Origin of the sequence: Pseudomonas sp. GL93 (assembly GCF_003408955.1) — a bacterium.
Lineage (GTDB): Bacteria > Pseudomonadota > Gammaproteobacteria > Pseudomonadales > Pseudomonadaceae > Aquipseudomonas > Aquipseudomonas paracarnis.
Map to the genome: position 1 here is coordinate 75,830 of NZ_NKRF01000075.1, position 25,024 is coordinate 100,853.

Here is a 25,024-nt window from a genome sequence, read left to right on the forward strand (position 1 = left end):
GCGTGCTGCCTGAATGCCCGCGTTATCGTTGACGACCTTCGCGAGCAAGAACTAGGCGTCCCCCTCGCTCCTACAATGGTGGTGGCCTTGACGGTTCGGTAGCGCTGCCCCTGCCTGAGTGGGGCTTCGCGGTCGGTCACCGCCTTGTGCGGCGCCGATCAGTCTTCATCCTCCCAAGAGGATTGCCGGTGGCCAAAAAAGCCGCATCCTTCGCCGCCCTTGGTGGCCTGGTATTTTCCACCGACGCAGGTCGACACTGCCCGGACTGTCGTCAGCCCGTGGATTCGTGCACCTGCAAACAGACCCTGATCCCCGAAGGCGACGGTATTGCCCGCGTGCGTCGCGAGAGCAAAGGCCGTGGCGGCAAGACGGTGACCACCATCACCGGCGTGCCCCTGGCTGAAGAGGCCCTGAGGGAATTGGCCACCTCGCTGAAAAAGCGCTGTGGCACCGGTGGCGCGTTGAAAGACGGGGTTGTCGAGATCCAGGGCGATCACGTCGAGTTGCTGTTGGCCGAGCTGATCAAGCTCGGGTACAAGGCCAAGAAGTCCGGCGGCTGAAAGCCTCTTCCCAACCTGTGGCTAAACTCTGTCCTGCCAGTGGGGTCTACTTCCCTTGCAGGCAAATCGTCATTTTCATTCTTTAGACTGCGCCAGCCTCCGCGAGAGGTGGCGCCTTCGCCTTCATTTATAGGGGACTTCGATGTCCGTACGACGCACACGCAAAGACGATGGCAGCCAATGGACAGTTGCGGACAGCCGCAGTGTTTACGGGATTCGCCATTGGGGGGCCGGGTATTTCGCGATCAATGAAGCCGGTCGCGTAGAAGTCCGTCCGAACGGCCCGAACAGCACGCCCGTCGACCTGTACGAGCAAGTCGATGAGCTGCGCAAAAGCGGCCTGTCGTTGCCGCTACTGGTGCGCTTCCCCGATATCCTGCAAGACCGCGTGCGCCAATTGACCGGTGCCTTCGATGCCAACATCGAACGCCTGGAATACCAGAGCAAGTACACCGCGCTGTACCCGATCAAGGTGAACCAGCAAGAAGCGGTGATCGAGAACATCATTGCCACCCAGAACGTCTCCATCGGCCTGGAAGCCGGCTCCAAGCCTGAGCTGCTGGCCGTGCTGGCCCTGGCGCCGAAGGGCGGCACCATCGTCTGCAACGGTTATAAAGACCGTGAGTTCATTCGCCTGGCGCTGATGGGCCAGAAGCTCGGCCACAACGTGTTCATCGTGATCGAGAAAGAGTCCGAGGTGGGGCTGGTGATCGAAGAGGCGGCGAGCCTCAAGGTCAAGCCACAGGTGGGCCTGCGTGTGCGCCTTTCGTCCCTGGCATCGAGCAAGTGGGCGGACACCGGTGGCGAGAAATCCAAATTCGGTCTGTCGGCAGCGCAGCTGCTGTCAGTGGTCGAGCGCTTTCGCGCGGCCGGTCTGGACCAGGGCATCCGCCTGCTGCACTTCCACATGGGCTCGCAGATCGCCAACCTGGCCGACTACCAGCACGGGTTCAAGGAAGCCATTCGTTACTACGGCGAACTGCGCAACCTCGGCCTGCCGGTGGACCACATCGACGTCGGCGGTGGCCTGGGCGTGGACTACGACGGCACCCACTCGCGCAACGCCAGCTCGATCAACTACGACATGGACGACTACGCTGGCGTGGTGGTGGGCATGCTCAAGGAATTCTGCGACGCGCAGAGCCTGCCGCACCCGAACATCTTCTCCGAAAGCGGCCGCTCCCTGACCGCTCACCACGCCATGCTGGTGGTGCAGGTGACGGACGTCGAGAAGCACAACGACGAAATCCCGACCATCGAAAACAAGGAAAGCCTGCCGGAAACCGTGCAATGGCTGGTGGACCTGCTGGGCCCGACCGACATCGAGATGGTCACCGAAACCTACTGGCGCGCCACCCACTACATGAGCGACGTGGCCACCCAGTACGCCGACGGCAAGCTGACCCTGGCGGAAAAAGCCCTGGCTGAGCAGTGCTACTTCGCGGTGTGCCGTCGCCTGCACAACTCGTTGAAAGCCCGCCAGCGCTCGCACCGCCAAGTGCTGGACGAACTCAACGACAAGCTGGCCGACAAATACATCTGCAACTTCTCGGTGTTCCAGAGCCTGCCGGACACCTGGGCCATCGGCCAAGTGCTGCCGATCCTGCCGCTGCACCGCCTCGACGAAGAGCCGCTGCGCCGCGCCGTGCTGCAAGACCTGACCTGCGACTCCGACGGCAAGATCAAGCAATACGTCGACGAGCAAAGCATCGAAACCAGCCTGCCGGTTCACGGCTTGAACGAAGGCGAGGACTACCTGCTGGGGATCTTCCTGGTCGGCGCCTATCAGGAAATCCTGGGCGACATGCACAACCTGTTTGGTGACACCGACTCGGTGAACATCTACCAGCGTGAAGACGGTTCGGTGTACAGCGCCGGGATCGAGACCCACGACACCATCGAAGACATGCTGCGCTATGTGCACTTGTCGCCGGAGGAGTTGATGACGCATTACCGCGACAAGTGCGCGAGCGCGAAGATCAGCGCCAGTGAACGTACGCAGTTCCTGGATGCGTTGCGCCTGGGCTTGACCCGCTCTTCGTACCTGTCCTCGTAAACCTGTCACCTCTTGTAGGCGCGAGATTGCTTGCGAAGAGCATTAACGATGATGCGGTCCTCCTGAATACACGCGTCGCTTTAAGGTTTTTCGTGAGCAAGCTTGAAGATGCAGTGCCCGCGCGGAGTCCCCGAATATTCACGTTTTTTAGGGGTTCTCGGTACCTTGGACAATTAAGCAATACTGGGTTTCGCATTTGGTATTGGTGCCTAGCAGCGAGGCGAACTTAAACGCGCCAGTGGGAGATACAGGGGAGATTGTTACGGGGTAGCGATTGTCCAGGCGCATGCGGCCCTTGGGCTCGACGATGGTTTTCTTGCCTTGTTGTATCGCGTACACCTTGAAGTCGCTGTTATTCCAGACCTCTATCATCTCGGTCAACGCTCGGTTTGGAGTAACGGACGGCGCTTGGGCGGGAGGGGCGACGACATGGCCATCCGGCTGGGTGGTTGCGTCGGCAATGGCCGGTGAGGTGACGGCGTTGACCATCAAGAAAGTGACGAAGAGATGATTTTGAATGTTCATGTTTGGTCGTCCCTGAGTTAAAAGAAGGTTACGGTACTGAGCCTCAACCCTCTTCAGCACCGACCTTTATTCAACGGTAATACAAGGGACTTGTAACCTGTGAAATCTAACAGGTCGGCTCACTGATCCATTGATTTTTTCTATTCAAGTGCCAGGCGATCGCCCACAGCGTCAGGCTGCGCACCGCCATGAACAGCAGGAAGGTGATCCACAACCCGTGGTTACCCAAGCCCTGCAGCGCCCAGGCAACCGGTAGCACCGCTATCACCGTCAGCAACATCCCATTGCGCATCTCCCGCGCCCGCGTTGCGCCGATAAACAGGCCGTCGAGCAAATAACTCCACACCGCTATCAATGGCAATACCGCAAGGTAGGGCAGGTAGATATCGGCGGTTTCGCGCACACCGGGAATATCGGTTTGCATGGCGATAAACAGATGGCCGCCGAAGGTGAACAGCAGGGCAAAGCCGATGCTGGCGATCAGCGACCAGCCACAGGCAACCACCAATGATCGCCTTAACGCCTGGCGGTCACGCGCACCGATGGCGTGACCGCACAAGGCTTCGACAGCGTGGGCCAGGCCATCCAGGGCATGTGCCGTCAGCAACAGGCCATTGAGCAGCAGCGCATTGGCTGCAACGGTGGCGTCCCCCAACCGTGCACCTTGCACCGTGATCATGAAAAACACTGACTGCAAGGCGAGGCTGCGAATAAAGATATCGCGGTTCACTGCCAGCAGCGGGCGCCAGCTTTGCCACAGTGTCAGCGCGGCCCAGGCGATATGCCCGGGATAGGCACGTAGGGCTTTTTGCGTGAGCGCCAGGCCGAGCAGGGCGCCGGTCCATTCCGCAATCACCGAGGCGCGTGCGGAGCCGACCACGCCCCAGTCCAGGCCGAGTACAAACCACAGGTTGAGCGCGATGTTCACCAGGTTGGTGGTCAGCAAAATCGCCAACGGCGCTCGCGCATTCTGGGTGCCGAGGAACCAGCCGACCAGCGCATAGCTGGCGAGGGCGGCGGGCAGGCCGAACAGGCGGGTGTGGAAAAACTCGCGGGTCAGTTGGTTCAGTTCTGGCGAAGGCTGCATCCATTCCAGGGCCAGATGGCTCAAGGGAATGCCCACGGTGCCCAGCAGCATCGCCAGGCCCAGCGCCAGCAACAAGCCTTGCAACAGGATCTGCCGCAACGCTGCGCCATCATTGCGCCCGGCGGCCTGGGCGGCGAACCCGGTGGAGCCCATGCGCAGGAAACCCATGGCCCAGGCCAGGAAGGTATACAGGCTGGCGCCGACAGCCACGGCGCCCAGTTGATGGGCGTGGGGCAGGTGGCCGATAACCATGCTGTCTACCAGGGCGACCAAGGGCACGGAGATATTCGACAGGATCATCGGCGCGGCCAGGGCCCAGACGCGGCGGTGGGTAGGGCGGTGGCGCCAGTCAGTAAGCAGGGCGGTCATGAAGGCTCCTTGGTGGAGCGGCATTGTAACCGTCAACCCGCCACACAGCAGAACCAATGTGGGAGCTGGCTTGCCTGCGATAGCAGTGGGTCAGCCAGTGAAGATATTGGCTGAAAGACCGCTATCGCAGGCAAGCCAGCTCCCACAATTTGATCTCCAGTGGCTGTGGGATTTGGCTTGGCTTCATGCCCACCTAGAACCAACCGCCCCTCCGTCGGTCAATGTGACCGGCGCCGCAGCAGCCAGGCCGACGCTGATATATAGTTCACCCCCAGGTTCCCTCTGACGACGAGTGCCCCATGTTTAACAAAGGACTGTTCCTCGCTTGCGCGCTGGCCCTGCTGAGCGCCTGTGATTCTTCCGATAAACCGGCCGCACCCGCGGCCCCTGCAGCGCCAAGCGTGGCACCCAAACCTGCCAAGGCGGCGGTGGACGTGGCAGCGTTGAAGCAACGCTATGCCGGGCGTGAGCTGAGCGTGGTGGACGTGTCCGAGGTGCAGTTGGATGGCGCCAGCACGCTGTCGGTGAGTTTTTCCATTCCCCTGGACCCTGATCAGAAATTCGCCGACAAGCTGCACCTGGTAGACAGCAAGTCCGGCAAGGTCGATGGCGCCTGGGAACTGTCCGATAACCTGATGGAACTGCGCCTGCGCCACCTTGAACCGCAGCGCAAGCTGGTGCTGACCGTCGACGCCGGGGTGAAGGCGGTCAACGGCAACACCCTCGCCGCCGAATACAGCGCCCGCCTGGAAACCCGCGACCTGCAAGCCACCGTCGGCTTCGCCAGCCGTGGCACCCTGTTGCCGACGCGCCTGGCCGAGGGCCTGCCGGTGATCGCGTTGAATGTCGACAAGATCGACGTGGAATTCTTCCGGATCAAACCCGAATCCCTGCCGTCATTCCTGGCGCAGTGGGGGCGCAATACCAGCCTGCAAAGCTATGAGTCCCGTGAACTGCTGCCGATGGCCGAGCTGGTGTACGGCGGGCGTTTTGACCTGAACCCGGCGCGCAATACCCGCGAAACCCTGCTGCTGCCGATTGCCGGCCTCAAGCAGTTGCAGCAGCCGGGCGTGTACCTGGCGGTGATGCGCGCTTCGGGCACCTACAACTATTCGCAACCTGCCACCCTGTTCACCTTGAGTGATATCGGCCTGTCGGTGCACCGCTATGCCAATCGCCTGGATGTGTTTACCCAGGCGTTGGAAGGCGGCAAGGCGCTCAACGGCGTCGATCTGGAAATCCTCGATGCCGAAGGCCGCGTGCTCGGCCAGGGCAAGACCGAAGACGGTGGCCACGCCGAGTTGCCACTGCCGAAAAAAGCCCAGGTGTTGCTGGCAAAGCAGGGCGAGCAGACCAGCCTGCTGCGCCTGGACAGCGCCGCGCTGGACCTGGCCGAGTTCGATATCGGCGGGCAGCCCTCTCACCCGCTGCAGTTCTTTGTGTTCGGCCCGCGTGACCTGTATCGCCCCGGCGAAACCGTGCCGCTCAACGCGCTGTTGCGCGACAAGGATGGCAAGGCGGTGAAGCCTCAGCCGGTCAGCGTCGAAGTGCGGCGCCCGGATGAACAGGTGAGCCGCAAGTTTGTGTGGGAGGCCGACGCGTCCGGCCTGTATCAATACCCGTTGCAGCTGGCTGGCGAGGCGCCGACCGGGCGCTGGCAGTTGGTGTTCGACCTCGGTGACGGCAAGCCGCAACTCTATGAATTTCTCGTCGAAGACTTCCTGCCCGAACGCCTGGCGCTGGAACTCAAGGGCAGTGACACGGCGTTGAGCCCGGCGGATAACCCGGTCATTCAGGTCAACGGTCGTTACCTCTACGGCGCGCCCGCATCCGGTAACCGCGTCAGTGGCCAGGTGTACGTGCGCCCACTGCGTGAGGCGGTCAAATCCCTGCCGGGCTACCAGTTCGGTTCCGTCACGGAAGAAGAGCTGAGCCAGGATTTCGAGCTGGACGAAAGCGTACTCGACGCCAATGGCGAGCAAGCGCTGACCCTGGAAAGCAAGTGGGCCGAGGCTAAATCCCCGCTGCAATTGATTGTGCAAGCCAGCCTGCAGGAGTCCGGCGGGCGGCCGATTACCCGGCGCCTGGTGCAGCCGATCTGGCCGGCCGAGCAACTGCCGGGCCTGCGTGGGCTGTTTGACGGCAAGGAAACCAACGGCGATGGCCCGGTGGAATTCGAAGTGCTGTTGGCCAACCAGGACGGTCAGAAACTGGCCGCACAAGACCTCAAGGTGCGCCTGGTGCGTGAGCGCCGCGACTACTACTGGAACTACTCGGAGAATGACGGCTGGAGCTACCACTTCAACGAGAAATTCCTCAACCTCGATGAGCAGAGCCTGAACATCAAGGCTGGCGACACCGCCAAGGTCAGCTTCCAGGTGGAGTGGGGCCCTTACCGCGTGGAGGTCGAAGACCCGCACACCGGGCTGGTCAGCAGCCTGCGTTTCTGGGCCGGCTACCAGGCCCAGGACAACACCGAAGGCGGCGCCGTGCGCCCAGACCAGGTCAAGCTGGCGTTGGACAAACCCGCCTATGGCGATGGCGACACCGCCAACGTCACCGTCACGCCACCGGCTGCCGGTAAAGGCTACCTGTTGGTGGAGTCCGCCGAAGGGCCGCTGTGGTGGCAGGAAATCGACGTGCCGGCCGAAGGCAAAAGCTTTGCGGTGAAGCTCGACCCGAAATGGTCGCGCCACGATCTGTATGTGAGCGCCCTGGTGATTCGTCCCGGCGAGCGCAAAGCCAACATCACGCCTAAACGCGCCGTGGGCTTGCTGCACCTGCCGCTGGATCGCACCCAGCGCAAACTCGGCCTGACCCTCACCGCGCCAGAAAAAATGCGCCCCAAACAACCGCTGACGGTGAAGATCGCCGCCAAGAACGCCGATGGCAGCGTGCCCCAACAGGTGCACGTACTGCTGGCGGCGGTGGACGTGGGCATCCTTAATATCACCGAATACCCAACGCCCGATCCGTACGCGAGTCTGTTCGGCCGCAAAGCCTATGGCGTCGACCAGTTCGACATCTACGGCCAGTTGATTGAAGCCGGCCAGGGGCGCCTGGCCAGCCTGGCATTCGGTGGTGACGCGGCGTTGGCCAAAGGCGGCAAGCGCCCGGACACCAGCGTAACCATCGTCGCCCTGCAAAGCGCGCCGGTGACCTTGAACGAGAAAGGCGAGGGCGAAGTCAGCGTCAATATCCCCGACTTCAACGGCGAACTGCGCCTGATGGCCCAAGCCTGGAGCGATGATCGCTACGGCATGGCCGAAGGCAAGACGGTGATCGCCGCCCCGTTGATCGCCGAGTTGTCAGCACCGCGCTTCCTGGCGGGAGGCGACCAGACCACCTTGGCCCTGGACCTCTCCAACCTGTCGGGCAAGGCCCAGAAACTCGATGTGCAATTGACCGCGCAAGGTCAGTTGCAGTTGGTCAACAGCGGCGTGCAATCGGTTGAGCTCAAGCAAGGCCAGCGCACCACCCTGCGTATTCCGGTACAAGCCTGGGGCGGTCTTGGCCAGGGCAAGGTCACGGTTACCGTCAACGGCCTGGACTTGCCGGGTGAAAACCTGCCGCCGTTCAGCCGCGAATGGACCTTGGGCGTACGCCCGGCGTACCCGGCCTTGCTCAAGCATTACCGTGCCGTGCTCAAGGATCAGCCGTGGAGCTTGCCGTCGGGTGCACTGGATCAATTCGATGCATCGGGACGTGAGGCGTTGTTGAGCCTGTCGAGCCGGCCGCCGTTAAACCTGGGCGCGCAGATCAGTGCGCTCAAGGCGTCCCCCTATGGTTGCCTGGAGCAAACCGCCAGTGGCTTGTACCCGTCGCTGTACGCCGACGACGCGCTGCTCAAGCGCCTGAGCATCAAGGGCGAGCCGGATGCCGAGCGCAAGCGCAAGATCGAGTTGGGCATCGAGCGCCTGTTGGGCATGCAGCGCTACAACGGCAGCTTCGGTTTGTGGGGCGCCGATGGCGAGGAAGAATATTGGCTGACTGCCTATGTCACTGACTTCCTGCTGCGCGCCCGCGACCAGGGTTTTGCCGTCCCGCCTGAAGCCTTGAAGAAGGCCAGCGAGCGCCTGTTGCGGTATGTGCAGGAACGTAACCTGATCGAGGTGGATTACAGCGACAACGCTGAACACACCCGGTTTGCCGTGCAGGCGTATGCCGGCATGGTGTTGGCGCGCAGTCAGCAGGCGCCGTTGGGTGCGTTGCGCAGCCTGTTCGAACGGCGCAGCGATGCACGCTCCGGCTTGCCGCTGGTGCAGTTGGCCATTGCCCTGCAGAAAATGGGTGACCAGCCACGCGCGGATCAGGCGTTGTTGGCCGGCTTGGCGGCGCAGCGCAATGCCAATGAGTGGCTGGCCGACTACGGCAGCCCGTTGCGCGACCAGGCGATGATTCTGGCATTGCTGGAGGAGAACGACTTGGCCAAGGGCCAGCGCGAGGAGCGTTTGTTTACCTTGTCGGACCAATTGGCGGCCAGCCCGTACCTGTCGACCCAGGAGCGTAATTCCCTGTTCCTGGCCGGGCGCCTCGGGTTCGCCAAGCCGCAAGCGAACTGGCAAGTGTCGCTCACCGGCAGTGGTGGCGTACGCGAGTTGAACAACCAGCAATCGACGTTGGAGTTGGATGGCAAGTTGTTGTCCAGCGACCTGGCCTTGAGCAATCAGGGTGAAGCGCCGGTGTACCAGCAATTGACGGTTTCGGGTTATCCACAAGTGCCGCCAGCGGCGGGTGGCAACAACCTGAGTATCCGCCGCGAGTACCTGGGCATGAACGGCCAGCCGTTGAACCTGCGTAACCTCAACAGCGGTGATCTGGTGCTGGTGCACTTGGCGGTCAGCGCCAAGCAACGCGTGCCGGATGCCTTGGTGGTCGACCTGTTGCCTGCCGGCCTGGAACTGGAAAACCAGAACCTGGCCCAAAGCGCGGCGAGCCTGGAGAACGCAAGCAGCCAGGTGAAGGAGTGGCGTGAGTCGATGCAGAATGCCTCGCTCAAACACCAAGAGTTCAGGGACGATCGCTATGTGGCAGCGATGAATCTGGATGGCTATGGCACCACGCACTTGTTGTACCTGGCGCGTGCGGTGACACCGGGAACCTACCGCGTACCGCCGCCGCAGGTAGAGTCGATGTATCGGCCGAACTGGCAGGCGGTGGGCGAGACGCCAGTAGATATGGTGATCAAGGGCCGCTGAAAGACAATGGTGCGACCCCTGTAGGAGCGAGCTTGCTCGCGAAAAACTTCAACGATAACGCGTGTTTCCTGGGAGAACGCGGTGTCTGTGAGTTTTTCGCGAGCAAGCTCGCTCCTACAGGGGGAGTCGAGTGGTTATAACGTCAGTGCACGACCCAACTGAGTAGCCAAAGCCCCAGCATCAGCCAGATGATCCCCACGATAATCGAGGCCCGCATAAAGGCGCGTACCGCAGAGTAGAGGAACAACAACCCGACGATCAGGGTGATGATGCTGATGATCGAGGTGTCCATGCCCAAGGTGCGTGACAGGCCGTCGATAAAGTTGCCGCCGGCGTGGGTCAAGGCCCCGAACAAACCGCTGAGCCCGTCGACGATGAAGCGGATGACGGAACCGAGCGCCTGGCCCAACCATTCGAAAAAGCTTTCTACCTGCATGTGCGTGTCCTGATGAGAAGGTGGGCGTAACTGTGCCTTTGGTTGTCGATAACGCAGGCGAGTTCCCTGCAAGCATAGAGGTTTGCCCGTTTGAGTTTTAGTTTAATCACGTCCGGATGTACGCGGCCCAATGTGGGAGCTGACTTGCCTGCGATAGCGGTGGGGCAGTTGTGGATAAGTTGACGGACCCTGCGCTATCGCAGGCAAGCCAGCTCCCACGGTTATTGCGCTGGGCTTTGGGTTGTGTGGTGTTGGTGGTTGCCCTGCTATGGCTGGCCGATCGTATCTGGCCCTTGCCCCTGCCCCAGGACGACCTGGCCCGGGTAGTGCTGGCCGAAGATGGCACACCACTGTGGCGATTTGCCGATGCCAATGGCGTATGGCGCTACCCGGTACACACCAGCGAAGTATCACCCTATTACCTCGACGCGTTGCTCACCTATGAAGACCGTTGGTTCTACCAACACCCCGGCGTAAACCCGTTGGCGCTGGTGCGGGCGACCTGGCAAAACCTGAGCGGCGCGCGGGTGGTCTCCGGTGGCAGCACCTTGTCGATGCAAGTGGCGCGCCTGCTCGACCCGCACTCACGCACCCTGCATGGCAAGTTACGCCAGCTGTGGCGTACCGCGCAGTTGGAGTGGCACCTGTCCAAGGACGAAATCCTCAACCTGTACCTCAACCGTGCGCCTTTCGGTGGCACGCTGCAGGGCGTGGCGGCGGCGAGTTGGGCCTACTTGGGCAAGTCGCCGTCACAGCTGACCCACGCCGAAGCCGCGTTGCTCGCGGTGTTGCCCCAGGCGCCGAGCCGTTTGCGCCCGGACCGTCATCCGCAGCGCGCCCAGGAGGCCCGCGACAAAGTGCTGCGCCGCCTGGCCGAGTTTCAGGTATGGCCGCAATCGGCGGTCGATGAAGCGCTGGAAGAACCCCTGTTGCTCGCCCCACGCCTGGAACCGAGCCTGGCGCCCTTGCTCGCACGCCGCCTGAATCGCCCCGACAGCCCGCCGCTGATCCGCACCACCCTGGATGCCACCCTGCAACGCCGTCTCGAAGACCTATTGCTGGGCTGGCGCGCACGCCTGCCGGAACACACGTCGGCGGCCATCCTGGTGGTGGAAGAAGAAAGCATGGCGGTGCGCGCCTACCTGGGGTCGGTGGATATCAACGACACCAAGCGCTTTGGCCATGTGGACATGATCAGCGCGCTGCGTTCGCCCGGTTCCACCTTGAAACCTTTTCTCTACGGCATGGCGTTGGATGACGGACTGATTCACTCCGAATCGTTGTTGCAGGATGTGCCTCGACGCTATGGCGATTACCGCCCTGGCAACTTTTCCATGGGCTTTACCGGGGCGGTGCCGGCGAGCACGGCGTTGTCCAGCTCGTTGAACCTGCCGGCGGTGCCACTGCTTGAAGCCTACGGGCCCCAGCGCTTTGCCGCCCAGATGCGCATCGGTGGCATGCCGTTGGCGTTGCCGGCATTGGCCGAGCCGAACCTGGCGTTGATTCTCGGCGGTGCGGGCAGTCGCCTGGAAGACCTGGTCAGTGGCTACAGCGCCCTGGCCCGCGATGGCAAAAGTGCCAGCCTGCGGTTACAGCCGGACGATACGCTCAGGGAGCGGCCGTTGCTGTCGCCCGGCGCCGCGTGGATTGTGCGGCGCATCCTCAGCGGCCAGGCGCGGCCCGATCGCGACCCGCGTGCCGAGCTGGTTCAACGCCCGGTGCTGGCGTGGAAAACCGGTACCAGTTACGGCTTTCGCGATGCCTGGGCGATTGGCGTGGGCCCGCGTTACCTGATCGGCGTATGGATCGGCCGGCCCGATGGCACGCCGGTACCGGGGCAATTCGGCCTGGCGTCGGCAGCGCCGTTGATGTTGCAGGTGCATGACGTGCTGACCAACCGCGACAGCCAGCGCGGCATCAGTGCGCCGGTCAAACCAGTGCCGGCGAACATCGGCGTAGCGGCGATCTGTTGGCCGTTGGGCCAGCCCATGAGCCGCAGCGACCCCAATTGTCGTCGCCAGCGTTTTGCCTGGACCCTGGACAACACCACGCCGCCGACCTTGCAGGCATTGGATCAACCCTTGAGTGTGGGCTTGATGGAAAGCATCTGGGTTAACACAAAGGGCTTGAGGGTCGATGCTCATTGCCCTGGCGCAACCCCCAAAAGCATTGCCCTGTGGCCGGCGCCGCTGGAGCCCTGGTTGCCAAGGATTGAACGCCGTGAAGCGCGCATTCCTGCGCCTGACCCGGATTGCCCGCCACCGGCGCTGGCCGCGTCATCGCCGTTGTCCATCGTGGGCGTACGCGAAGGCGACCAACTGCGCCTGCCCGCCGCCAGTGAGCAAGCCTTGCGCCTGAAAATCTCCGCCCTGGGCGGCAGTGGCCGGCGTTGGTGGTTTCTCAACGGTGCGCCGTTGGGCGACAGCGCCAATCAGGACAGCGTCAATGTCAGTTTTGAACGGCTGGGCCGCTATCAGCTCAGCGTATTGGATGAAGCCGGTCAAACCGCGAGGCTCGAATTCAGCGTTGTCGACTAGCCCCCACTGTAGGAGCGAGCTTGCTCGCGAAAGACGTCAACGATAACGCGAGCGTCCTGGATAAACGCGGCGCCTGTGAGCTTTTCGCGAGCAAGCTCGCTCCTACAGAGGCTTGCGTTCATCCCCCATCCCCCTGAAGCTATACCCATTCAGGAGCCACCGCATGAACCTCGAACACCTCACCGAACGCTTGCACCGCATCCGCGATACCAATGACTGGAAGCAGTTCCACAGCCCGAAAAACCTGGCCATGGCCGCCAGTGTGGAAATGGCCGAGCTGGTGGAAATCTTCCAATGGCTCACCGAAGACCAATCCCCCCAACTGCCCGCCGATAAACTCGCCCATGCGGGCCAGGAGGTCGGCGATATCGTCCTGTACCTGCTGTTGCTGTGCAGTGAACTGGGGCTGGATATGAACGAAGTGGTGCGCGCCAAGCTGGCCGATAGCGAACGGCGGTTTGCCCATGAGTGATCGTCATTTCGACCAGTTGGCCACGCGCTTTGCCGAAAAGATCTACGGCGGTGCCAAGGGCGCGATTCGCCTGGCGGTGCTCCAGGCCGATCTGGTGCAAGCCCTGCCGCAACGCCCGTTGCGCGTGCTGGATATCGGCGCAGGCCTGGGGCATATGTCGCTGTGGCTGGCCGAGCAGGGCCACGAGGTAACCCTGGCCGAACCCGCTGCGCCGATGCTTGAAGGGGCGCGCCAGCGCTTCGCTGACGCGGGCCAAAGCGCGACCTTTATTCATGCACCGTGGCAGGACTTGCTCGGCCAACTCACCGAACCTTACGATCTGGTGCTGTGTCATGCGGTGCTGGAGTGGTTGGCCGAGCCCCACGCCATCCTGCCAGTGTTGCACCAACTGACGCTGCCGGGTGGCTGGTTGTCCCTGGCCTTCTACAACCGTGATGCGTTGATCTACCGCAACCTGCTCAAAGGCCACTTCCGCAAAATGCGCAAGAACGACATGGCCGGCGAAAAACAGAGCCTGACGCCGCAACAACCCCTGGACCCGCGGGAGTTGGCGGCGCAACTTGAAGGTTTGTGGCAGGTCGAAAGCCAAAGTGGCGTGCGGGGGTTTCACGACTATATGCCGGTGGAATTCCAGGCGCGCGCCAACCTGCAGGACTTGTTGGAGATGGAACTCGCTCACCGTCGTCACCCAAGCTTTGCCGGGCTTGGGCGATATTTGCACTGGATCTGCCGTCCGGTTTAAGCGGCCCAGCGTGGGAGGTCGACATGCGTCGTCTCGGTTTAATCCTGTTGTCTCTAGGCCTTGGGGCGTGCTCGAGCCCCAACCCTTACGTCGCCAGTTCGGCACCGATGCCGCCGGCGCCCGCCCAGGCGGCCACTACCTTTGATGCCAGCGCCTACCCCGCGCCGGTGCGCGACTATGGCGCCTACCGCAGCTGGGGGTGGCTCAACGGCCAGTTGCCGGCGGGTACGGCCTGGGCCGATTCGGCGCAGATTGCCGAGGCGGTCAGCGGCGCCCTTGACCAGCGTGGCTTGCGGCCCTTGCATGACAAGCGTGCGCCCGACCTGCTGGTGAGCGCCGATGTACGCCTGGAAAAACGCCTGCGCCAGGTCCAGGACGATTATGGTTACGGCTACGGCGGTTATAACCGTTATGGCAACGGCTATGGCATGTACAACAGCGTGCCGGTGGTGCGCACCTATGAAGTGACAGTGGCCGTGGCGCGTATCAGCCTGTTCGATGCGCGCACCCGCCAGCCGGTGTGGAGCACCAGCGCCGAAACCACCAGCCAGGGCAGCCTGAGCGAACGCGCCGATAGCTTGCGCAAGGCGATGCAGAAGGCAATGGCTGCCTATCCACCCAGTTAGCAGCTATTCTCATTACAGGCCCACGTTGTTTTTGGAGTACACCATGCTTCGTCGCATCGCTGCACTTGCTGTTGTCATGTTGCTGGGCGGTTGCCAGAGCAACCAGGTCAACCACGATTTTGACGCCAGCCGAGACTTCGGCGCCTACCGCAATTGGGCCTGGAAAGACCCGGCGTTGCAGTACCGTCCCGATGACCCGCGAATCAAGAGCGACCTCACCGAGCAACGCATCCGCCAGGCCGTGGGCGAACAGCTGGATCAGCGCGGTTTGCGTCCTGCGGCGGCGGGTACCAAGGCAGACCTGAATGTGCAGGCCTACCTGATCGTCGAAGACCGCCAGCAGCAAGTCACCACCAACTATGGCGGTGCCTGGGGCGGCCCGTGGAATGGTTATTGGGGCGCGCCGATGTACAACGAAACGCGCAACATCACCTACAAAGTGGCGACCATCCAGATCGACCTGCTCGACGGCAAGGACGGCAAGCTGGTGTGGCGCGGCAGCGACGAACAAATGATGGCCAGCACGCCAAACCCCGAGGATCGCAACAAGGCCATCCGCAGCACTGTGACCAAGATCCTTTCCAATTACCCGCCGCGCTGATCACCCCCTCTCACCCCTGTGGGAGCGGGCTTGCTCGCGAAAGCGGTGTGTCAGTCACTGCTTCAGTGACTGCCCTACCGCTTTCGCAGGCAAGCCAGCTCCCACATTTGATCTTCAGTGTTTTGAGCATTGCGTTCGCTTAACTGATTTGTATTAGGGCTAGCTCCGCACGGTTATATCCGATATTCAGTACATCTCCGCCAGTCGCCAATGTGGCGAGTTGCCAGCAACCTGTCGAAGCCTTGTCTACACTCCAGTGCAACGGAGAGTTAGCGCAGGAGTGCTTCGATGTCTCCCCGATTCGGTTCCAGACAGCGTGGTGCAATAGGCTTGATGGCGGCAGGCACGTTGGCTTTGGCCCTGGTGTTTACGTTGCTGGCGGTCGACAGCGGGCGCTTGTATCTGGAAAAGCGCAAGCTGCAATCCGTCGCCGACACCTCGGCGCTGGAAGCGGCCGGTCTCGGTGGCCAATGCGGCACTAACACCACCGCGAATGCCTATGCCACACAAAATGCGGCGCGCAACGGTTTTGTGGTCGGTAATGGCAGCACCCTGGCGGTGACGTGCGGCACCCTGGCGACCAACGCCCTCAACACCCGTGTGTTCAGCGCCGATGCCACCAAGAATGACGCAATCCGCGTGGTGGCCTCGCGCACCGTCCTGACCAGCATCGCCAATGGCCTGTGGAACCTGTTCAGCGGCGCGCCGATCACCCCGCAAATCAACTTGAGCGCCACCGCCGTTGCGGCGACACCGCCGCCCGTGGCGCAGCTGTCGATCCGCAGCAGCCTGGCCAGCGTCGATTCAGGCAAATCCCCGCTGCTCAACCTGGTCATCGGCAACCTGCTCGGCGGCAACCTGTCGCTCACGGCGGCGGGTTGGAACGGCTTGCTGCAAACCAACGTCAACCTGCTCAGTTATTTGGACCAACTGGCGATCAACCTGAACGTGAAGGCCGGTGACTACGATGCCTTGCTCAGTACTGCGGTCTCGGCTACTCAACTGATCGACGCTGCTGTGAAGGTCTTGCAGAAAAACGGTGCGGCGGTCACAGCGGTCGTCAACGACGTGATTTCGATTCAAGCCATTGCGCCGAACAGCAAGCTGTTGACCGTGGGCGACCTGATCGACATCGCCACCGGCACGCCGACGGCGGCGCTGAACAGCAACGTGCAGTTGTTTCAACTGTTGGAAGCGGTGGCGCAGTTGTCCAGCAGCAAGAATGCGGTGAGTGCGGCGGCGCAGGTCGCGATTCCGTTGGTGGGTAATGTGTCGATCCAGACCAAGGTCATCGAACCGCCGCAGCTGTCGGCCATTGGCAATCCTGTGTTGGCCAAGAAGGGCTTGCTGAATACCCCGCCGACCGATCAGATTTTTGTACGCACCGCGCAGGTGCGCACGTTGGTGACTGTGCAGGCGCCGATCATCAAGGCGGTTTCTGGCGTGGCGTCCATATTGACGGGCCTGGGCACGCCGGTGTCCCAGGTGGTCAAGGGCTTGTTGAATCTCAACCTGCCGGCGGTGGTTGGCGGGGGGTTGTGCCTGGTGGCCTGCAATGTGGCTGACGTGGATGTCACAACATCGCTGGCCATTTACATCGAAGCTGGCAGTGCGCAAACCAATGTCACGGATTTCAATTGCGACTCTCCGACCTCCAAATCCTTGACTGTGAAAACCACTACGTCCCTGGCGACCCTGGCGGTCGGTACGGTGGATCCGGTGGCGGCTTTTTCTTCCTCCGCAGCAGTCAATGTGCAGCCGGTCAGGCTGATTGATTTTGGCCAGCGCTACTGTGTGGTCCTGACGCTGCTGTGCAGCCCCAACCGTACACCCAATGTGGGTGGCGGTTTGCTGTTGAAAGCCAACTCCTCCATTGCCGCGCAAACCAGCACGATGGTGTTTGCGCCGGTGGCCGAGATGAATGCGCCGCCCACCTACAAGTTTGCGCCGGGTACCGCCAATATCGTCGGCAGCCTGGCGGCGACGCTTAATGGGTTGCAGGTCACTTACGCACCGCCCAGCGGGAGTGTCTCCAATGGTGCGCTGGCTGGGGTCGCCGGGCTGTTGGCGACTATCACCACGGCGGTGGTGGGGCTGATCCAGAATGTGCTGTCACCGATTCTCGACCCTGTCGTCAACACCTTGCTCAGCGCCTTGGGCATCAATCTGGGCAACGCCGAAGTCGGCGCCAACCTCACCTGCCATATGGGCCGGGCTTACCTAGTGATCTAGCCTGTTGCTAGGAGGTTTGCTTCCGGTTGTGGCTCGATAGCTGAGCAGGATGTCCGGTCCAGTACAAAGCCCTTCCTGCGTAAACGGCCGCTTATGGTTTCGCCCTTACGGCCACCCCTTTAAAAGTCTTCGGTAAAGTCCCGTAAAATTCTATTCAGGGCTTGGTCGTGCTTGAGAGCGCAGAAATGATTGGCAATACATTGATGGATTTTGCGCTATTTAAAAAATGTATTTATGTAAATGCAATAACATATCATTTGCGCCTTGGAGCAAGATGTTAGTGACGTTATCAAAAGGCCTTTAGATGCCCGTACCTTCACCCCTTTTTCGCTCCGAGGCGCTCGCAGCGGCCCACGAGCAGCGTTTTGGTAATGTCTTGATCAGCCAGCCGTGGGGATACAGCCTGGCTGCACTTGTTGCCGGAGTGTTGGTGCTATTGATACTGGCTTTTACCTACTTCGGTACCTATACACGTAAGGCTACTGTGAGGGGGTTGCTGATGCCTGAGCAGGGCATGTTGCGTCTGTCTGCTCCAGGTGTAGGGATTCTTACTCAGGTGAGAGTTGCTGAAGGGCAGAAGGTCAAAAAAGGCGATGTGTTGTTTGTCATCTCCGGCGAGCGCTTGTCCGGCGTTGGTGCGACGCAGGCGCTGATTTCCGAACAGTTGGATCAACGTTTGAATTTGATACGCCGTAACAGGGAGCTGGCGGACGAGCGCTTGTCAGGACAATTGCGCATGCTTGATAGTCGTCTAGTCACTATCGCCGGTGAGCTTCGACAATTCACTGAGGAGGTACGATTGCTACAGCGTCGTGCCGAGTTGGCACGCACACAAATGGGGCGTCAGCAAGAGCTGGTCGATGCCGGGTTTATATCTGTTGCTCAATTGCAGCAGGCCGAGAATGATTGGTTGATCCTGCAAGGTCAGCAGCAAAGCAACCAACGTGCCCGGGCAAGCCTGGAACGAGAGCGTACGGAGCTGTTAGCTCAGCGCCAAGAAATCGAAATACGCCATCGCAGCGAGATAAGTGAAGCTGACAGTGCCACTGCGCTGGTCAAGCAAGAGCAGGCTGAGAATGAAGTCCGTAGTGAGTTGGTCAGCATTGCTCCTTATGCCGGGACACTGACCGGCCTGAGAGCCCAGGTCGGCCAGCAGGTCACTGCGGGTTCATTACTAGCCAGCTTGATTGCCGAGAGCGCAACCTTGTCAGCCCATCTGTACGCCGCCCCACGCCAAGCAGGATTTATAGAGCCAGGGCAAAGAGTCTTAATGCGTTATGCGGCCTATCCCTATCAGAAGTTTGGCATGGCTCGCGGTCGCGTCATTGATGTTGCAAAGAGTCCCTACGCTACGCAAGAGTTACAACCTCATATCGCAACTGCACTGCAGGGGCCGGGACCAACGACTGAGCTGTTTTACCAGATTTCTGTCGCACTGGACTCCTCCAGTATTGAGTTGTATGGAAAATCCCAGTTATTGCAAGCGGGTATGTTGCTGGAGGCTGACATTCTCTTGGATCGAAGACGGCTGTATGAATGGGCACTAGAGCCTATCTATTCGGTAACAGGAAAGCTGCGCAATTAAATGAGGCTTGGAAGATTAGCCTTGACACCTTAAAAAACACACAAAACAGTGGGGCTCTCATGGAGCTGACAAAAAGAGAGTCGGATGTCTTGCAGCTGCTTTTGATCGGAAAAACCAATAAGCAAATCGCACTTGACTTAAGCATAAGTGATTACACCGTGCGTGATCATGTATCCTCACTATTGCGCAAGCGTGGTGTCAGAAGCCGCATGGAATTAATGGCAAAGCAAGTACGATTCTGAAAGGGCATGCACCCTGTAATGTAACGATCGCCTCCGTAGCGAGAAGTAATCAGGCGCGCTAAAAAGTTGATGTCCCTCCCCTATCTTGACTGAGTAATCAACAGCCTCCCTCCCCCCCTACATGTGTAGGGTCGCTTGCTCCGCGAAGAAGCTTTAATATAGGTATCGGCATTACTATTCATCGATATCGATCCTGGTTTCACCAGTGCCAAACTAGGTGCATCAAATGAAAATTGATTGTGCCGGGAGGTAGTGTGGACATCATTGATGTTCTGAGTAGTTTATGCCCTAACCGTTGAAGATCCTTATGGAGAGGCATATTTTGAAAGACATAACTATTAAAGAGTTGGAAGTGGTCTCTGGCGGCATTGGGGTTCCGGGCGCTCTTGCTGGCGGGATTACTGCTGGTGCGGGATATGTAGGCTTCGAGGCAACGACCGGTGGAGGAAGCATGACCGGTTTCGTATCAGCCGTGGCTGCTGGTGCCGTAGCAGGCTTTTTTTCCGGACCGGCGGGGGGGCAAGCCGTGGCTTCTACTATCATCGCTGGAGGGTCTGCAAGTTTTTACGGAGGCATGGCGGCGGGCTTCGGACTCAACGCATGGAATGCGGCAGGAACCAACTACAATCGCTAGTTCTTAGTTGTCAACCTTGGTGGCAACAGGTCTGCTACTAGTGTAAGCAATGGCGTCGCCAAGGATGATAATTCGCGCTAGTTGTTTGGGCACGAATGCATCAGTAAAGGCCATAGTTGGGACTGAACTGATAAGAAGGAGGAGCAATATAAACATGTCTGACTTTTTTCTGTATCTTGGAGTTCAACTGCTTTTGGCACTGGCCATAAAAGGCGTTCTGGTGATATCGCACTGGAAGGTGTCGAAACCGATAGAGCTATTCTTTATTGCAGGAGTTCCTGCAATTATTACCGCGATGGTTTCTGCTCGCTGGCTTGCTTGACTCCGATATAGGTCTAACGATTTAGTTTGGTTGCACATCATTAAGCTTGCGCACCGGCTTGAGCGGACTTGCTCGATATTATTATCATGGATGTACTATGATCATTGATTTCAATATTTCAAGAACGGATTTTGTTAAGTATTATCAAGGCAAGAAACCTTTGCTGATCAAGAAGGCCTTTGAAGTCACGCAGGCGTTTACCTGGACTGACGCCAATCAAATCATTGAGCGTAGTAGCGTCGAATCCGATGATTTTAAAATTCTCCACAATGGATTGGTGCCAAAAAGCGAGTACGTCGAAACTTTCTACGATGTGGGGATGATCAGACATCGACTGATTAAATCAGCGGTTTACGAGCGCATGAAAAGTGGCGCGACTCTGATTGCAAACAAAATCGTCAATGAACCCAAGGTCCATGCGTTTGCCCGACAGGTAGCTCAGTTCACGGGCAGGCAAACCGTCAGCAGTGCCTACGCAGCATTTGGCCGGCAGGCGTCCTTCCAAACGCACTGGGATACACGGGATATTTTTTCCATCCAACTGATTGGCCGCAAACGTTGGTTCATTTATGAGCCAAGCTTCAGCGATCCGCTGTACATGCAACAGAGTAAAGATCTTGAGCATGACTACCCTTGTCCTGCAGAGCCGTGTATGGATTTTGTCCTAGAACCAGGGGATGTTCTCTACCTACCTAGAGGCTGGTGGCACAATCCTTTACCTTTCGAGGAGGAAACCTTCCACCTCTCCATTGGCACGTTCCCAGCCGTTGTCCTGGACTATGTGCAGTGGTCAATGCAACAGCAACTGCCAGCCTTGCTGACGGCCCGAAAATCCATGAGCACGTTCGAGGATGACCGGGAGAACTTGACTCAGTTGGCCTCGCAATTCGCAGGGATGGTCCTGGACCCGACTCACTACGGACGCTTCATGGAGGCATTTGATACGGCTCAACGTGTGGGCGCGCCGCTGGCCATCGACCTTTTAGGGAACTCTGGAATTAAGCAGTTGCCGGACGATACAGGTCTGCAGCTTTCAGCTAACAGCACCCTGTCTATCGCACAAAACTACCTGATCGCAAACGGCACGCGGGTCAATCTTGACGAACAGGCTCTGTTACTTGTGCGCAGTATCGAGCACTCACCCGGAATTCGTCTGGACGAACTGCTTACACTACTCCCCGAAATGGATCCTGCGAAGGTTCGGGCCCTGGTGTTCGAGCTATGTCATCAGGACACTCTCGAACTGATTCGACCTTGAGAACCTTCCTGATCGTTTTGTCTGAGCAGGAACCGTTATGATGCGAGTGACCTTGCAGTCCGAGAGCCAAGAGTGCGGTCTGGCGTGTCTGGTCATGGTGGCTGCAGCGCACGGCCTGCATCTGGATTTGGCGACTCTGCGGCGGCGATTTGCGGTTTCAATCAAGGGTACAAGCCTGGCGCAGTTGATTCGTTATGCCCAAAGTCTGGAGTTTACCTGCCGTCCCTTACGGCTTGAGCTAGACGAGATTCCTCAGCTTCGCACGCCCTGTATCTTGCACTGGAACCTGAACCACTTTGTTGTGTTGATAAAGGCTCAGTCAGGTCGTCTTGTGATTCTCGACCCGGCGTGCGGACGTCAAGTGTTGTCGCAGGAAGAAGCCTCTCGAAACTTCACCGGGGTGGCTCTTGAGTTGTCACCCAACGCGGAGTTTGTTCCTGCTCAACACAAGCCCCGACTGCGTTTAAGGACTCTGATTGGCCGGGTAATAGGACTCAAGCGAGCGCTGGGAAATATCTTTGTCCTGGCGGTGGCACTGGAAATGGTGGCCTTGCTCTCGCCTCAGGTGACGCAATGGGTGGTTGACGGTGCTTTAGTGTCTGCTGATCAGCATCTTTTGCTGCTGGCGGTAATGGGCGGCTGCCTACTGATGTTGATCGATTTTGTGCTGCGGATGGCACAAGGCTGGATGGGGTTACGGCTCAATCAACAGTTGGCATTGCAGTGGTCTGGAAATTTGTTCAGCCATTTGTTGCGACTGCCATGGCCATTCTTCGAAAAACGTCAATTAGGCGATATTACCGCACGGTTTCAATCGTTATCAGCCATTCGTAATATCCTCACCAACGGTGCGATCACCGTGGTAATCGATAGTCTGGTCACGCTTATTACCCTTGCAATGATGATACTGTACAGCGGTGCGTTGACCGGTATTGTAGGCGTGGCTGTACTGCTTTACGCAGTGTTGCGTCTGGCGTTTTATCATCCGTTGCGCAATGCCTCCGAAGAACGAATAGTACTGGCGGCCAGGGAGAATTCTTACTTTCTTGAAAGCATCCGCACAGTACTTCCACTCAAATTGTTCAACATGACTTCTGCGCGCCTGGCCACTTGGCAGAACCTAATGGCAGACGTACAAAATCGCGATGTTACTACACAGAAAATGTTGCTGACGTTCGCCAGTTTTAATACTTTGATTTTTGGCGTTGAGGGCATGTTGTTGCTGTATGTCGGCGGCCTGGCAGTACTTGAGGGCAGCTTGTCTTTGGGCATGCTGCTGGCTTTTCTAGCTTACAAGAGTCAATTCACCGGGCGAGCTAGCAAGCTGATTGATCTGGGTATCGAAATCAGAATGCTGTCCTTGCATGCCGAACGCTTGGCTGACATCGCGTTAGAGCCAATTGAGCCTTCATCTCAATGGGAAATCGATGTGCAGCTTATTGAGCCCAACCTTGAATTCAGAGATGTTTCTTTCCGATATGCCGAAGGCGAGCCCTGGATTATTCGTAACCTTTCACTAACCATTGTTGCTGGTGATTCTGTAGCGATCGTTGGGGCCTCTGGTTGCGGCAAATCAACTCTGTTTAAGCTGATGCTTGGCCTGCTTCAACCCACCGAGGGTGAGGTTCTAATCGGTGGTGTTCCGGCTCGGCAACTTGGAATCGATGGATTACGCAGTTTGATCGGTGTGGTAATGCAGGAGGACCAGTTGTTTGCTGGTTCTCTGGCAGAAAATATTGCATGTTTTGCCCCACAGGCCGATCAAGGCAAGATCGAAGAGGTCGCTCGAGATGCCTTTATCCACGACACCATCTGCCAGATGCCGATGGGATATCAGACACTGGTTGCGGAGATGGGCAGTGGTCTTTCCGGTGGTCAGCGGCAAAGAGTGTTATTGGCACGGGCATTGTACAAACAACCCAAAATTCTGGCGTTGGATGAAGCCACCAGCCAACTGGACCTTCACAGCGAACGGTGTGTAGTTCATGCCATGCAACGCATGCCCATGACTCGGATCAGCATTGCTCACAGACCAGAAACCATTGCCTTAGCGCATCGAATTGTCCGGATGGAAAAAGGCACGATCATTGATGACCTCAGGCTCACTGCCGGACCGGTGTCCGCCTGATGCCACTCCTAAGGCGGTTGTTCGGCGTGCTTATGCTGCCGTGGGCTATGGCTGCTCAGGCGGACGATCTTATAAGTATTTACGAGGATGCCCTACTCAATGATCAACAGCTGTCGGCAGCTCAAGCTGAACGTGATGCAGGCTTGGAAACGGTTGTACAGGCGCGTGCTGGCCTGCTGCCGGAGGTGTCCTTGCAGGCACAGAATTTGTGGAACCGCAACCAGTACCAGGTTCAGGGGGGCGAAATAGAGCATCGCCGGCAGAACCAGACCTACAGCATACAATTGGCCCAGCCTGTATTTCGCTGGAAGAATTGGATTCTGTATCAGCAAGGTAGCCAGCAGACAGCCCTTGCCATCAGCCGCTTTTACAGTGCACAACAGACACTAATGCTGCGTGTCGCCACCGCCTACTTTGAGGTTTTGAGTACCGAAGAGGTCCTCGATACCTTGCGCCAGCAACAGGTGGCTGATGTTCAACTACTAGCCAGTGCTCGTAAACAGTTTGAACTGGGTAATGTCAGCATTGCTGATGTGTATGAGGCGCAGGCTAGCGCCGATCGGGCTTTGGCGGCATCTATCAAGGCTAATAGTGATGTTGAACTGGCCCGGCAGGGATTGGCGCGGATCATCGGACGGCAATCTGGATCTCTACTAGGCCTGCGCGATGGGGTAAGCCTTGAACCGCCATATCCCGCCGATATCAATTCATGGATTAGGGAGGCAGAGCAGAACGGATTTGAAGTTCAGGCACAGGCCCTGCTCCTGGATATCGCTCGCAATGAGGTGCGGAGCCGTAAGGCTGATCACTTGCCTTCAGTTGATCTAGTCGCTAGTAAAAGTATGCAGCAGCGCCCGAACGTGGGTACTGAGCGCAGTGACTCGTCCAGTATCGGCCTTCGTGTCAGTTTGCCTTTGTACGGTGGTGGACGCACTAGCTCAGCAGTGCGCCAGGCCCAAGCGTTGAGTGGCCAGAGCGAAGCTCAATACGAGGAAGCCAAGCGTGTTGCGCAGTTGCAAGTACGGGAAGCTTGGCAGGGGGTGGTCAGTGGTATGGCGCAAATAAAAGCGTTGGAAACAGCTAGAGTCTCGGCAAAATCTGCCCTGGAGGCTAACAAGTTGGGCTACAGAGTGGGTGCTCGTATCAGCATTGATGTGCTGGAGGTTCAGAGCCGCTTCACCGAAACGGTGCAGCAGCTTTCGCGAGCTCGCTACGATACTCTGTTGGCTACGTTACGCCTCAAGGCGGCTGTGGGCAGGCTCACGGAGCGCGACTTGAATGAAATTAATCGACTTCTACGTTCGCGCTGAGGTTTTTGAATTGCCTCACTTTGAGGCTGAAAAATGTCGATGGTAGCGGTGGCAGCCCTCGGCGTTCAACTGAGTAAAAATGCATGACCATACTCTTGCCGCCA

19 protein-coding genes are annotated in these 25,024 nt (G+C 58.9%); 16 read left to right on the plus strand and 3 right to left on the minus strand.

The genetic code is table 11. The annotated features are described in order from the left end of the window. Positions 1 to 188: 188 nt before the first annotated feature. Complete coding sequence (locus tag CER19_RS14010) at positions 189 to 560, plus strand: translation initiation factor Sui1 (protein WP_116666837.1); 372 nt, start codon at positions 189 to 191, stop codon at positions 558 to 560. Between the two features lie 142 nt (positions 561 to 702). After that, positions 703 to 2,616 carry an arginine decarboxylase gene (gene speA, locus CER19_RS14015; protein ID WP_034126423.1) on the plus strand — a complete coding sequence of 638 codons (1,914 nt, stop codon included), beginning with the start codon at positions 703 to 705 and terminating at the stop codon, positions 2,614 to 2,616. Between the two features lie 147 nt (positions 2,617 to 2,763). Here speA and CER19_RS28790 read toward each other — a convergent pair whose 3' ends face one another. Together CER19_RS28790 and CER19_RS14030 are read right to left on the minus strand one after the other, a co-directional pair. Continuing rightward, complete coding sequence (locus tag CER19_RS28790) at positions 2,764 to 3,141, minus strand: hypothetical protein (protein ID WP_165861632.1); 378 nt, start codon at positions 3,139 to 3,141, stop codon at positions 2,764 to 2,766. Positions 3,142 to 3,247: 106 nt separating this feature from the next. Then, complete coding sequence (locus CER19_RS14030) at positions 3,248 to 4,597, minus strand: MATE family efflux transporter (RefSeq protein ID WP_116666840.1); 1,350 nt, start codon at positions 4,595 to 4,597, stop codon at positions 3,248 to 3,250. Between the two features lie 299 nt (positions 4,598 to 4,896). Here CER19_RS14030 and CER19_RS14035 point away from each other — a divergent pair, with 299 nt between their 5' ends. Continuing rightward, positions 4,897 to 9,795 (plus strand): alpha-2-macroglobulin, encoded by a 4,899-nt coding sequence (locus CER19_RS14035; RefSeq protein ID WP_116666841.1) that lies wholly within the window; start codon positions 4,897 to 4,899, stop codon positions 9,793 to 9,795. A 142-nt stretch (positions 9,796 to 9,937) separates the two neighbouring features. Here the strand turns inward: CER19_RS14035 and CER19_RS14040 are convergent, their stop codons facing one another. Further along, the gene (locus CER19_RS14040; protein ID WP_003188208.1) at positions 9,938 to 10,231 is read right to left on the minus strand and encodes a hypothetical protein; all 294 of its coding nucleotides are present in this window, start codon (positions 10,229 to 10,231) and stop codon (positions 9,938 to 9,940) included. Between the two features lie 245 nt (positions 10,232 to 10,476). Here CER19_RS14040 and pbpC point away from each other — a divergent pair, with 245 nt between their 5' ends. The 13 genes from pbpC to CER19_RS14100 all read left to right on the plus strand — a co-directional run bounded on the left by pbpC (position 10,477) and on the right by CER19_RS14100 (position 24,920). Continuing rightward, complete coding sequence (pbpC, locus tag CER19_RS14045; protein WP_371921549.1) at positions 10,477 to 12,768, plus strand: peptidoglycan glycosyltransferase PbpC; 2,292 nt, start codon at positions 10,477 to 10,479, stop codon at positions 12,766 to 12,768. A gap of 163 nt (positions 12,769 to 12,931) precedes the next feature. Then, positions 12,932 to 13,240: a MazG-like family protein gene (locus tag CER19_RS14050; protein ID WP_116666843.1), complete on the plus strand. Its 309-nt coding sequence runs from the start codon at positions 12,932 to 12,934 to the stop codon at positions 13,238 to 13,240. Next, positions 13,233 to 13,982: a methyltransferase gene (locus tag CER19_RS14055; protein WP_116666844.1), complete on the plus strand. Its 750-nt coding sequence runs from the start codon at positions 13,233 to 13,235 to the stop codon at positions 13,980 to 13,982. The genes CER19_RS14050 and CER19_RS14055 overlap by 8 nt, the downstream gene beginning before the upstream one ends. 23 nt (positions 13,983 to 14,005) lie before the next feature. Continuing rightward, positions 14,006 to 14,608: a DUF4136 domain-containing protein gene (locus CER19_RS14060; protein ID WP_003188213.1), complete on the plus strand. Its 603-nt coding sequence runs from the start codon at positions 14,006 to 14,008 to the stop codon at positions 14,606 to 14,608. A gap of 43 nt (positions 14,609 to 14,651) precedes the next feature. Next, the gene (locus tag CER19_RS14065) at positions 14,652 to 15,209 is read left to right on the plus strand and encodes a DUF4136 domain-containing protein (protein WP_014716741.1); all 558 of its coding nucleotides are present in this window, start codon (positions 14,652 to 14,654) and stop codon (positions 15,207 to 15,209) included. A 288-nt stretch (positions 15,210 to 15,497) separates the two neighbouring features. Further along, positions 15,498 to 17,441 (plus strand): pilus assembly protein TadG-related protein, encoded by a 1,944-nt coding sequence (locus tag CER19_RS14070; protein ID WP_116666845.1) that lies wholly within the window; start codon positions 15,498 to 15,500, stop codon positions 17,439 to 17,441. A 304-nt stretch (positions 17,442 to 17,745) separates the two neighbouring features. Further along, entirely contained in the window at positions 17,746 to 19,026 is a 1,281-nt protein-coding gene (locus CER19_RS14075) for an HlyD family secretion protein (protein ID WP_116666846.1), read from the plus strand. Between the two features lie 59 nt (positions 19,027 to 19,085). Next, the gene (locus CER19_RS14080) at positions 19,086 to 19,268 is read left to right on the plus strand and encodes a LuxR C-terminal-related transcriptional regulator (protein ID WP_084570974.1); all 183 of its coding nucleotides are present in this window, start codon (positions 19,086 to 19,088) and stop codon (positions 19,266 to 19,268) included. A gap of 322 nt (positions 19,269 to 19,590) precedes the next feature. Further along, complete coding sequence (locus CER19_RS14085) at positions 19,591 to 19,902, plus strand: hypothetical protein (RefSeq protein WP_133298336.1); 312 nt, start codon at positions 19,591 to 19,593, stop codon at positions 19,900 to 19,902. Positions 19,903 to 20,056: 154 nt separating this feature from the next. Beyond that, entirely contained in the window at positions 20,057 to 20,224 is a 168-nt protein-coding gene (locus CER19_RS28795; protein ID WP_156995553.1) for a hypothetical protein, read from the plus strand. Between the two features lie 97 nt (positions 20,225 to 20,321). After that, positions 20,322 to 21,482 (plus strand): JmjC domain-containing protein, encoded by a 1,161-nt coding sequence (locus CER19_RS14090; protein ID WP_116666847.1) that lies wholly within the window; start codon positions 20,322 to 20,324, stop codon positions 21,480 to 21,482. Between the two features lie 37 nt (positions 21,483 to 21,519). Further along, a complete protein-coding gene (locus CER19_RS14095) occupies positions 21,520 to 23,610 on the plus strand; it encodes a peptidase domain-containing ABC transporter (protein WP_116666848.1) in 2,091 nt (696 codons plus the stop codon). Positions 23,611 to 23,642: 32 nt separating this feature from the next. Continuing rightward, positions 23,643 to 24,920, plus strand: a complete 1,278-nt coding sequence (locus CER19_RS14100) for a TolC family outer membrane protein (RefSeq protein ID WP_084571076.1) — start codon at positions 23,643 to 23,645, stop codon at positions 24,918 to 24,920. The last annotated feature ends 104 nt before the right edge of the window (positions 24,921 to 25,024 follow it).

What these genes read in the sequence shown, in the direction of transcription:
- CER19_RS14080 (WP_084570974.1), top strand. Translation starts at nt 19,086, where the DNA reads ATGGAGCTGACAAAAAGAGAGTCGGATGTCTTGCAGCTGCTTTTGATC.
- CER19_RS14040 (WP_003188208.1), bottom strand. Translation starts at nt 10,231, where the DNA reads ATGCAGGTAGAAAGCTTTTTCGAATGGTTGGGCCAGGCGCTCGGTTCC.
- CER19_RS14060 (WP_003188213.1), top strand. Translation starts at nt 14,006, where the DNA reads ATGCGTCGTCTCGGTTTAATCCTGTTGTCTCTAGGCCTTGGGGCGTGC.
- CER19_RS14065 (WP_014716741.1), top strand. Translation starts at nt 14,652, where the DNA reads ATGCTTCGTCGCATCGCTGCACTTGCTGTTGTCATGTTGCTGGGCGGT.
- CER19_RS28795 (WP_156995553.1), top strand. Translation starts at nt 20,057, where the DNA reads ATGTCTGACTTTTTTCTGTATCTTGGAGTTCAACTGCTTTTGGCACTG.
- CER19_RS14070 (WP_116666845.1), top strand. Translation starts at nt 15,498, where the DNA reads ATGTCTCCCCGATTCGGTTCCAGACAGCGTGGTGCAATAGGCTTGATG.
- CER19_RS14090 (WP_116666847.1), top strand. Translation starts at nt 20,322, where the DNA reads ATGATCATTGATTTCAATATTTCAAGAACGGATTTTGTTAAGTATTAT.
- CER19_RS14100 (WP_084571076.1), top strand. Translation starts at nt 23,643, where the DNA reads ATGCTGCCGTGGGCTATGGCTGCTCAGGCGGACGATCTTATAAGTATT.
- CER19_RS14030 (WP_116666840.1), bottom strand. Translation starts at nt 4,597, where the DNA reads ATGACCGCCCTGCTTACTGACTGGCGCCACCGCCCTACCCACCGCCGC.
- CER19_RS14050 (WP_116666843.1), top strand. Translation starts at nt 12,932, where the DNA reads ATGAACCTCGAACACCTCACCGAACGCTTGCACCGCATCCGCGATACC.
- speA (WP_034126423.1), top strand. Translation starts at nt 703, where the DNA reads ATGTCCGTACGACGCACACGCAAAGACGATGGCAGCCAATGGACAGTT.
- CER19_RS14035 (WP_116666841.1), top strand. Translation starts at nt 4,897, where the DNA reads ATGTTTAACAAAGGACTGTTCCTCGCTTGCGCGCTGGCCCTGCTGAGC.
- CER19_RS14095 (WP_116666848.1), top strand. Translation starts at nt 21,520, where the DNA reads ATGATGCGAGTGACCTTGCAGTCCGAGAGCCAAGAGTGCGGTCTGGCG.
- CER19_RS28790 (WP_165861632.1), bottom strand. Translation starts at nt 3,141, where the DNA reads ATGAACATTCAAAATCATCTCTTCGTCACTTTCTTGATGGTCAACGCC.
- CER19_RS14055 (WP_116666844.1), top strand. Translation starts at nt 13,233, where the DNA reads ATGAGTGATCGTCATTTCGACCAGTTGGCCACGCGCTTTGCCGAAAAG.
- CER19_RS14075 (WP_116666846.1), top strand. Translation starts at nt 17,746, where the DNA reads ATGCCCGTACCTTCACCCCTTTTTCGCTCCGAGGCGCTCGCAGCGGCC.